Source organism: Saccharopolyspora halophila (assembly GCF_039531955.1).
Classification (GTDB): domain Bacteria; phylum Actinomycetota; class Actinomycetes; order Mycobacteriales; family Pseudonocardiaceae; genus Saccharopolyspora; species Saccharopolyspora halophila.
Genome location: NZ_BAAARA010000023.1, coordinates 182804 through 192537 on the forward strand (window position 1 = coordinate 182804; position 9734 = coordinate 192537).

A 9734-nucleotide genomic window follows, 5' to 3' on the forward strand; every position below is an offset into this window, starting at 1 on the left:
GCGAGAACGCATCACGTGACACCGAAGGTGGTGAACGCGGTGCGCTGCGGCAACGAATAGGCGCGACGCTGAGAGGCCGCGTTGATGATCGTGGCCGCCCGGTGAGCCCCCAAGCCCAGATCCGGGGCACCCACCCCGTGACTGTGCATCTCCGCGTTCTGCACGTAGATGTCTCCGGTGACCTCGGGACGCAGTGCCACGCGGTAGTCCTCGCCGACCTGGTAGCGGCCGCTCTCATCCCAGTCGATCAGTTCGGACAGCGGTTCCAGGCAGGACGGCCGGTTCGCCGCGAACCCGGTGGCCAGCACCACGCGATCGGTTCGCACGGTGAAATCGCGTTCCTGCTCGGTGTGCCGGCACGCCAGCTCGATGCCGTCGTCGTCGCGCTGCGCACCGATCACGGCCACGTTCGGCATGAGGTCGGCGCCGGTCTCGTCCCGTCCGACGCTGCGTTCGTAGAGCACGTCGTGAATGGCTGCGAGCGTCTCGGCGCTGCTGGCCTTGTACAACTGCCACTGCTGGGGCACCACCTGGTCCCGGATTTCCTGTGGCAGTGCTCGGAAGTATCGCGTGTAGTCGGGGGTGAAGTGCTCCAGGCCGAGCTTGGAGTACTCCATCGGAGCGAACGCGGGCGAGCGGGTCAGCCAGCGAACGCGCCAATCGGCCTGTTCCTGAGCACGAAGCAGGTCGAGCGCCACCTCGGCCCCGGACTGCCCGGAGCCGATCACCGTGACGTCCTCGGCGCCGCGCAGCGACTCCTTGCGGTCCAGGTACTCCGAGGCGTGGAAGACCTCTTTGCCCAGCAGCGCGCGCATCGTTTCGGGGACCACCGGCTCGGTGCCCACCCCGAGCACCACGCTGCGGGCGCTGAGAGTCTCCCGCTGCGCGGTGTGTATATCCTCGGCGTCGACGTGGAATACCTCGTCGCCCGCGTTCCAGCGCACTGCGGTGACCCGTTTCCCGAAGGCGCAGGAAGGCAGCGACTCGGCCACCCAGCGGCAGTAGTGATCGTATTCGCGGCGCGAGATGTGGAAGTTCTCCGCGAAGTAGAACGGGAAGAGCCGCTGATGCTCGGCCAGGTAGGAAAGGAACGACCACCTGCTGGTGGGATCGACCAAAGTGACCAGGTCCGCCAGGAACGGCACCTGCAGAGTCGTCCCTTCGATGAGCAGACCCGGATGCCAGGAGAACTCGGGTTTGGCGTCGAGGAAGGCAGTCGAGAGGTCCTCCACCGGCTCGGCCAGCGCGGCCAGCGAAAGGTTGAACGGGCCGATTCCCACGCCGACCAGGTCGTAGACGCGGCTCATGCGGTGCACTCCCCCTCGACGAACGGGTTGGCCAAATCCACGTAGACCGACTGGGTCTCCAGCGGACCGACGAGTTCGTCGAGCCCGTCCAGACGGGTCAGCAGATTTGCCTTGCAGCGCAAGGTTTTCTCATTGAGCAGGTTTCTGACCAGCGTCAGGTCGGCGAACGGGCGCAACCGATCGGCGAGCACGGCCAGCAGCCGCCGCTCGTCGGCCAGACCCTGCGAGCCGAACGCGCCGACCAACCCGAGCAGGTTGTTGATGCCGATGTAGTAGCTGAGCCGTTCGTCGATGACGGCGTCGTCGACGCGGTTGTCGCCGGCCCTCCCCACGCCCGGCAGGTACTCCTCCAGCTCGCCCACGCGGGTTTCGGAGAGGTAGTAGCCCTGGTTGTCCCGGTACCAGCCACCGCACGGCCATCCGTCGACATCCAGGCTCACCAACGTGTTCTGCTGGTGCGCCTCGAGCCCCACCCCGTGCTCGCGGTAGAGCCACAGCACCGGTGCGATCAGCTCGTCGAAGTAATGGGCGCACCACCGCTCGGCGACTTCAGCTGTGGTCGTGCCTACGCGATCAGCCAACCGCGCGATCAGCGTTCCCAGGGCCGAACGTCCGACGTCGGGGCGTTCGGCGAGCAGTCCGGCAACGCACACGACCTGTTGCTGCGGAGTGAACGGGTTGTCCCGCAGCACGACTTCCAACCCGCTCTCCCCCTCGGCACTTCCGGGCAGCAGATCGACGGTGAGCCACGCCGGATCCCGCACGATCGCGAAGTTCGGGTGCGCATCGGCGATGGCGGCTGCGAGACCGGCGTCGAGCAGACGGTCGATCTCGGCACCGCGGAGCAGTTCTTTTCGCAGGTTCTCCCGCTTGGAGTTGGTGATCGGCAACGCCAACGAGCACTTGAGCATCACTGGTGCGTCCGGCCGGTACAGCGTCCGGATCGAAGCCGTGGCGTACCACGGCGGCCCCGAGGACCCGAGATCCCGCAGCAGACCGGCGTCGAACAGCGCCTCGACGCTCTGGCGCTTCCGCACCTCGCTCGCTTGCCACGGGTGCACGGGCACGGCGACCATGCCCTCCGGCGTCTCCGGGGCGAAGCCGTCGAGCCGGTCCACCGCAGCCCCCTCGCCGGAGACCACCGAACGATCCGCGGCGAACCAGTGCAGCTGGAAGCTCCCGCACAGCTCCGGCGAATACGCCGCGGCTTCGCTGTCGGTCCAGCCGACCCGGCTCTTCGGCGTCGGGTGCAGCGGATGCCCGAGCACCAGTGCCTGCTCCGCTGCGAGGAACGGCGACGTGTCCGGCGAGGCATCCAGCTCGGCCTGTCGTTCTCGCAGGTGAGTTGCCGTTCGCCGTTGGGAGTCCGCGACCCTCTCGACCAGGTCGAGCGCCGCAGCCGGGTCAGAGGTGTTCCCAGCAGATGCTTCGGCCGTCAGCAACGCTGCCAGCGTGACGGCGTTGACCGCGGCCCCGCTGGGAAACCGCACGTCTCCGAAGCGGTGGTGCCCGGTCGGCGAGCAGTAGCGGACTTCGGCGCACACGGCCGTGCTCGCGACTTTCAGCGGCAGGTGCAGATCAACCGATTCGGGGACCTGCACGCCGTTTTCGCGAACCCAGCACCGCAGGATGCCGTTCACGGTCGCGGACTCGGCGATTCGTTCGGTGTCCAGTGCGGAGTCGTTGCCGGTGACGGTGGTCATCGGGCCTCCTCTTCCGCGGCGGCGATCACGTCCGCCAGCAGCGCGTCGATCTCGGGCTCGGTCGTGTTCGGGTTGAGCAGGGTGAGCTTGAGCCACACCGCGCCGTCCAGTTCGGTGCGCCCCACCACCGCTCGACCGTTGCGGAGCAGCGCGCGGCGCAGCTCGGCGTTGATCGCGTCCGGATCACCGTTCTCCGGTCGGTAGCGGAAGATCACCGTGGTGAGCACCGGGTCCCGGTACAACTCCAGCCGGGGATGCTCTCGCATCGATGCCGCGGCATGGTGCGCCTGCGCATGGCACCTGTCGACGAGGTCGCCGAGCCCACGCCGTCCGAGCGCTCGAAACGTCACGGCGATCTTGAGGGCGTCCGGGCGACGGGTCGTGCGCAGGGAACGCCCGAGCCTGCTCTGGAAACCAGCGGCCTCGTCATCGCTGGTGTTGAGGTAGGCAACTCGCCGCTCCATCGGGTCGAACGCGCTTGCCCGTTGCGCCAGCACCACGCCGGCCGCGACCGGTTGCCAGCCGAGCTTGTGCAGGTCGATCGCCACCGAGTCTGCACGTTCGATGCCACTGAGCAGCGGAGCGAGCCGCTCGGAGAACAACGCGCCGCCGCCGTAGGCGGCGTCGACGTGCAACCACGCGCCGTGCTCGGCAGCAACTTCAGCGAGCTCCGCGAGCGGATCGATCACCCCGAGATCCGTGGTTCCGGCGGTGGCCAACACCGCAATCGGGAGGTCCCCGCGGGCCCGCAGGTCCACCAGAAGCGAGCGCAGGGCTTGCGGATCCATCCGATGATCACGGTCCAACGGCACACCGATGACGGAATCCTCGCCCAAGCCCAGAACACCCGCGCTGCGGGCGACCGAGAAGTGCGTGGTTTCCGAGCACAGGATGCGCAGTCGCCCGTGCATCTCGGCTGGGATGCCGGTAACCACCGGATGCGCGCCCAGCGCGTTCGCCAGCGCGTGCTCGCGTGCCAGCAGCAAACCCGTCAGGTTCGATTCGGTGCCACCGGAAGTCACCGCACCTGAGGCCACGGCCGGGTCGTAACCGACCAAGCCGCACAGCGCTTCGATCACCTGGCCTTCCACGTGCGTCCCCGAGGGAGCCTGGTCCCAGGAGTCCAAGGACGAATTCAACGCTCCCGCTACCAGGTCCGCCGCCACCGCAAGCGCCAGCGGAGGAGTATGCAAATGCGCCACGCAGGTCGGATCCGCCGGATCGGCCGCACCCGCGACGAAGGCCCTGGCCAGCCCTTCCAAGGCCGATTCCGCTCCCGAACCGTCGAGCGGCAGCACGTCCTCGGCGAACAACGCTCCGATGGCGCCGGCACCCCCGGTCGGCAACGGGCCGTCGCGCTCGATGGCCCCCTTCCCCAGGGCGTCGAGCGCCGTGGCCAGAAGCGGACGCAGGTTCTCCGGCCCGCCGCTCCCACCGGCGAGCTGGATGCTGGATGTCAAACCCATTCACCTCAAAGTCAAGTCGCACGAGACGACGTCGCGAACAGCCGCAACGGCCACGAGCCGCAACGCCTCTTCGCGCCGCGCGGGACGCCAATGCATCGCTGGCCCGGCAGGACCACTCCCACCCACTCGGCAGAACTTAGGTTTGCCTAGCCTTCCTGACAGGGACCGTAAGGCGTTCGCGGACTGATCCACAACCCCCTAAGGTGAGGCTTACTTCACCCGCGCCGCCTCGCCGGCTCCGCAAACCTCGCTCGCACCGGCGGGGAGAACGATTCGACCAAAACGTCATCGCGCCAACGTCTTCAACACCACGCCCAAACCAACCTCACCGGGATGATCTCCGGGGTGAGCGGGCTCGCGGGAACGCACGATGCGGTTCGACTACGCAGGCCGGACCCACAAAGCGTTGCCCGCCCGCCACGTCCTCGGGGTCGAGCAGCATCTCCTGGCCGACCCCGGGCACCGGGCACCGGTGTGCCGTGCGTGACAGCGAACTGACCGCACGCGAGCAACCCCGCTGCACGCCGATAGGTTGATCATCATCTGATCTCAGAACTCCTACCGCGGGGTGGTGTGGTGAGCACGCGTGAGCGCGTCCGTGCGCTGGTCGACGCACCGGGTTTTCAGCGCCTGATCATCGCGGTGATCGTGATCAACGCGGTCACCCTCGGCTGCGAGACCTCCCCGGAACTGCTGGCCTCGCACGGCTGGTTGCTGCACACCGTGGACCGTGCGGCGCTGACGATGTTCACCCTCGAACTCACCGCCCGCTGCTACGCGCACGGATGGCGGTTCTTCCGCGACCCGTGGAACTGCTTCGACGCCACCATCGTCGCCATCGCGCTGCTGCCGACCACCGGCACCTTCAGCGCCCTGCGCGCCCTGCGCGTCCTGCGCGTGCTCCGACTGGTCTCAGCCATCCCCAGCATGCGCCAAGTGGTCAGCGCCCTGCTCACCGCCGTGCCCGGAATGGCCTCCATCGCCGCCCTGCTCGGCCTGATCCTCTACATCAGCGCCGTCATCGCCACCAAGCTCTTCCACCGCACCTCGCCCGAGTACTTCGGCGACCTCGGCGACTCCCTGTTCACCCTGTTCCAAGTCATGACCGGCGAAGCCTGGTCCGAAGTCGCCCGCGACGTCATGACCCACCAACCCCTGGCCTGGATCTTCTTCCTGACCCACATCGCCATCACGACCTTCACCGTGCTCAACCTGTTCATCGCCGTCGCCGTCAACGCCATGCAATCCCAAGTCGCACGCGAACCGGATACCGACACCACCGGCCAGACCGTGCAGGAACTCGTCACCGAAGTCCGCGCGCTTCGCGCCGAAATGCGCGAACTCCAGCCCGCCGACCGCGAAAACACACCCCGAAGCTGATCAGCGCACCACTCCACCGGGCCTCACGCCGCGGTTCCGGTCATCGTAAGCTGATCAAGACAAAAGCCCCGAACGATAAGAGGCAGACCCATGCTGTGGACCATCATCGGCTGGATCGTGTTTGGCCTGATCGCCGGCTTCATCGCCCGCGCGGTCGTGCCCGGCAAAGACGACATCGGCTTGCTCATGACCATCGCGCTCGGCGTCGGCGGATCCATCGTCGGCGGCTTCCTGTTCGGCCTGTTCACGGGCGGCTTCGGCGGATTCCAACCTTCCGGCTGGGTCGGTTCGGTCATCGGCGCCATCGCCCTCCTCGTCATCTACAACAAGGTCACCGGACGCAAGCAAGTCCACGACTGACCTAGCGGCGTGTTTGCCGCACACTGCGGCGAGCACACGTCCAACCAACGAAACCGCCGCAAAGGCGAAACATCGACAAGGGCACGTTGAGTACTACTGTCTCGTCGAGCTAAGCGGCCCCAATTTCAATACCCAGAGCTACTAGCGACGAACAGGAGCAACGAAGAGACGACGTGTAACGCTCCCATAGCTGCACCAGCAACAGCTGTGCCATCGACGCGATACGGACCTCTGGTCCATACCGAGATCACGCCACAGGCGACCGCCACCGATCCAAGGGCGATCCCACCCACAGGAACGAACCAGCTCAGAAGACCGAGACATAGAGCAACCGGCCCCAACCAAGCCGGGATTCCCGGTCGATCTTTCGCCGGCAACCCATTCGGTGCATTCATCGATGTCCCCCCGCGGCTTTACCTCGAAGCTCAGAGCTTCCCACATCGATAGAGGACTTTCTCAGCCAGTCCGAAATGCACCAAAACGAGCATACGCCCGTATTAAGCTACCCCTCGAAGACAAAACGGGAATTTGGACACACTTTGATCGGGTAAGGGGCGGCCGAGAACGAACCCAAAGAGCGCGGCGTACCCCCTGCGTGTTCACAAGTTCCCGTGCCGCGTCTCTACGCCGCACTGCAGGCCCTTGTTCGATGAAACGGGGTACGAGGTCAAAAAGGCGCCCACACTCCAACCACTCCGAAAAGCAGCGCGAACCCGCGGCCATGCCGCGGGTCGGCGACGACACAACACAGCACCTCGAACCTGCCGATGTTGCCAGGTACGAATTCCTTGGTCACATGGAGCACCTGATCACTCACGGGACGGCAATCCGAGGACTTCCCTAACGCCCCACCAGACACCACAAACCGCCCTGTCGGGACAGCCACAAATGCCCGCCCCAAACAGGCTCATCCCTCATCGCCGCTGCTCACGCTCCCGGCGACGTGTCCCGCAGGGTGTCCCGGCCAAGACCAGGTCAGGACAACCCAGGCACCCACTCCTACGAATGTCAAGTCGCCTCAGGCAACCGGATCCGTGTGGTTAGTGCGCAACTCGCCCCTCCGACACAGCGAGAACCCTAGGTCAAGCTTTTGACCTAGGGTTTCTTCACGGGGTGTTGATCGGCGGTTCTCACCTCCATTAGCTGAGCTGCGGTCCTCGCTGTGGGGGTTCAATCGCGAGGCGACTTGCGCACTACCCACACGTTCGTGGCCACAAGGCAGAACATGCACCCGCGGCGTCGATCGAAAGCGTCCCGTCGGGACGGAGCCCCGGCTGGAGACGGCTTGGGTCGGCGCCCGCCTCAACGCGGCCGCTGCCGCTCGCGCGCCATCTGCTCGATCCGGTCGGCCGCAGCCTCGGCGTCCTCGTGCTCCCACACCCTGACCACCGACCAACCCACTGCCGTCAACGCCGCTTCGGTATCCCGATCCCGCCGCACGACACCCTCCAACTTCCGCCGCCACCACTCCCGATTGCTCTTCGGCACCGGACCGTGCAACGGACACGAGTGCCAGAAGCAGCCATCCACGAACACCGCGATCCTCGGACCCCGCAGCAGCACGTCAACCCGCCGACGCCGGTTCGTCCCAGCAGGCGCGACGTCGACCAGGAACCGCAGACCACGCCGATGCAGCGCACGCCGCACCCGAAACTCCGGCACAGTGTCCCGCCGCCCCGTCGAGCGCATCACCTTCGCCGTCGCAGCAGAACTCGCACGCGGCGTCGGCCCCGGATCCACGTACTCGTACACCACGGCCCAACCCCCTTGACCAACATCACCACAGCAGCACCAAAACGGACAGCACGACGGTCACCCGAAAACGCCCCGCACCCGCGCCCGACTCACCGCCGAATAATCCGCCCGTCGACTCGGCCGGTGTTCTGCTCCCATAACGCCGCTTACGATCTTGGCCGTGCTGGGACCCGAAGGACATCGAGCGACGACTCGTGGAGACCACCGAGTCCGGTGGGTTGCTGGACGTCTCAGCTAAACCAGACCACCGCGTTCGAGGCTGGTTGAACGAGTTGGAGACCGAGGCCGTGGTTTCCCGGACGCGATTAAAACGTTCCTTGAAAGACGGAGGTATTCTTCGCCCAGACGCGAAACTGAACCAGCGTTGCGCGTTGTCCGAGCCGGAGAAGGCGCACTACAGCATCATGTTGATGTGCCGCAATGCTCGGCCGCCCCGCTCGAGTTACAACGCATGGCGCGACCGCGCCGACACCGACCGCGACCCGCCGGCGAGCTTGTCGAGCACCTGCGACGGTCCTCTCGCCACTCCCGCCGCACCGAGCGGTGCCAAAGGATCGCCACCCAGGAAGACCTTCCTGCCGACTTAGGTCAAGTGGCCGACCTCATGCGCGAGCAGAGCTTGGCCGCGGCGGCGTTGACGAGTCCACCGCGATGCTCGGCCAGCAGCCGGTCGAAAGCCCTGATCTGCTCGATCGGCACTTCACCGCACGCACCCCGGAACCGTGCTGGTCGGCGATAGCACCGGCCAACCACCGGAATGCAGTCCGAGTGGCGCCGCGCCGCTCGGACTTCCCAGTGTTCGCTCGAAGCAATCTTTTTCGGAATGCTTTCGCGAATCCCGTTCGGCACCAGTGGAGCTGGGTGTTCCTGCCACCCAAGTCCCAAGAACGGAGCTGGCTGTTGGTCAAACCCCGGCGGCAACGCTCTCGCGAGTCTGCTCGTGTACGTAGATCATGCCGGCTTCAACGGACACGGCGTGCGTGCGCACCGGCTTCTTCGCAGGCGGGCCGCTGGGCTGACCGGTGCGAAGGTCGAAGCAGGCGGCGTGCAGCGGGCACTCCACCGCGCAGCCCTCCAGCCACCCCTCGGACAGCGACGCGTCCTGGTGCGAGCAGGTGTCGTCGATCGCGTAGAGCTCGCCATCCACGTTGAACACCGCGATCGGAACCGCGCCGTCGATGCGCACCGACTCTCCGGGCGGCAAGCCGGCCAACTCGCCAACGAAGATCATGACCCCTCCAGGTGTTGTGAATTACGGAACACGTTGTTCGTGACGCAACACAGCATGGGTGTGGCGAAGCCGGCGAGTCAACAGGTGAACGGAGATCAACTTGTCCTAAAACCCCAGGCCAATGAGCCAGAGAGAGTATCTATGGCCCCAGTTCGAAATCCGTCTAGGTCGGTACCGCTGCTCGCGTAGATTGCCTTCCGAGCTTCTGCCAAGCTACGTCTGCGGAGTTCAGGAATCGGCTTCAACAGCCGACCCGATGTGCCGAGTCCACGCGCCTTTCATCTGACCTGGACACTCGAGGTGAATCTAGAAGTGCAGAACCCGCCCCCATCCCGCGAACGGCTGCCGATCTCGGATCCGCAGCAGCAGTCGGCGACCGCGCTCGACGCGCGCGACCAGAGCCCGGCTTTCCAGCCGCGGCAGCCGCTACGTCCGCCGCAGGGCGCCCCGAACGTGGTCGTGGTGCTCATTGACGACATGGGTTATGGCGCGCCGAGCGCGTTCGGCGGCCCGTGCCACATGCCGACCGCGG

7 protein-coding genes and 1 pseudogene are annotated in these 9734 nt (G+C 66.1%); 3 read left to right on the plus strand and 5 right to left on the minus strand.

The features are described 5' to 3' along the window. Nucleotides 1–11: 11 nt before the first annotated feature. Genes ABD289_RS23855 through ABD289_RS23865 form a run of 3 tightly spaced genes read right to left on the minus strand, consistent with a single transcriptional unit; the run spans nt 12 to nt 4476 of the window. Complete coding sequence (locus ABD289_RS23855) at nt 12–1307, minus strand: lysine N(6)-hydroxylase/L-ornithine N(5)-oxygenase family protein (protein ID WP_344137355.1); 1296 nt, start codon at nt 1305–1307, stop codon at nt 12–14. After that, nucleotides 1304–3010, minus strand: coding sequence for an IucA/IucC family protein (locus ABD289_RS23860; RefSeq protein ID WP_344137358.1), 1707 nt, complete (start codon nt 3008–3010; stop codon nt 1304–1306). The genes ABD289_RS23855 and ABD289_RS23860 overlap by 4 nt, the downstream gene beginning before the upstream one ends. Further along, a complete protein-coding gene (locus ABD289_RS23865) occupies nt 3007–4476 on the minus strand; it encodes a pyridoxal phosphate-dependent decarboxylase family protein (protein WP_344137361.1) in 1470 nt (489 codons plus the stop codon). The genes ABD289_RS23860 and ABD289_RS23865 overlap by 4 nt, the downstream gene beginning before the upstream one ends. Nucleotides 4477–5052: 576 nt before the next feature. Between ABD289_RS23865 and ABD289_RS23870 the strand changes: the two genes are divergently transcribed. Both ABD289_RS23870 and ABD289_RS23875 read left to right on the plus strand, forming a co-directional pair. Next, entirely contained in the window at nt 5053–5856 is an 804-nt protein-coding gene (locus ABD289_RS23870) for an ion transporter (protein WP_344137363.1), read from the plus strand. A 90-nt stretch (nt 5857–5946) separates the two neighbouring features. After that, nucleotides 5947–6216, plus strand: a complete 270-nt coding sequence (locus tag ABD289_RS23875) for a GlsB/YeaQ/YmgE family stress response membrane protein (protein ID WP_344137366.1) — start codon at nt 5947–5949, stop codon at nt 6214–6216. Between the two features lie 1518 nt (nt 6217–7734). Here ABD289_RS23875 and ABD289_RS23880 read toward each other — a convergent pair. Continuing rightward, nucleotides 7735–7905, minus strand: a pseudogene (locus ABD289_RS23880) (PDDEXK family nuclease); the annotation flags it as partial. Nucleotides 7906–8875: 970 nt separating this feature from the next. After that, the gene (locus tag ABD289_RS23885) at nt 8876–9202 is read right to left on the minus strand and encodes a bifunctional 3-phenylpropionate/cinnamic acid dioxygenase ferredoxin subunit (RefSeq protein ID WP_344137369.1); all 327 of its coding nucleotides are present in this window, start codon (nt 9200–9202) and stop codon (nt 8876–8878) included. A 312-nt stretch (nt 9203–9514) separates the two neighbouring features. Between ABD289_RS23885 and ABD289_RS23890 the strand changes: the two genes are divergently transcribed. Further along, nucleotides 9515–9734, plus strand: a 220-nt coding sequence (locus tag ABD289_RS23890; RefSeq protein ID WP_344137372.1) for a hypothetical protein, incomplete at its 3' end; no start/stop codon positions are given.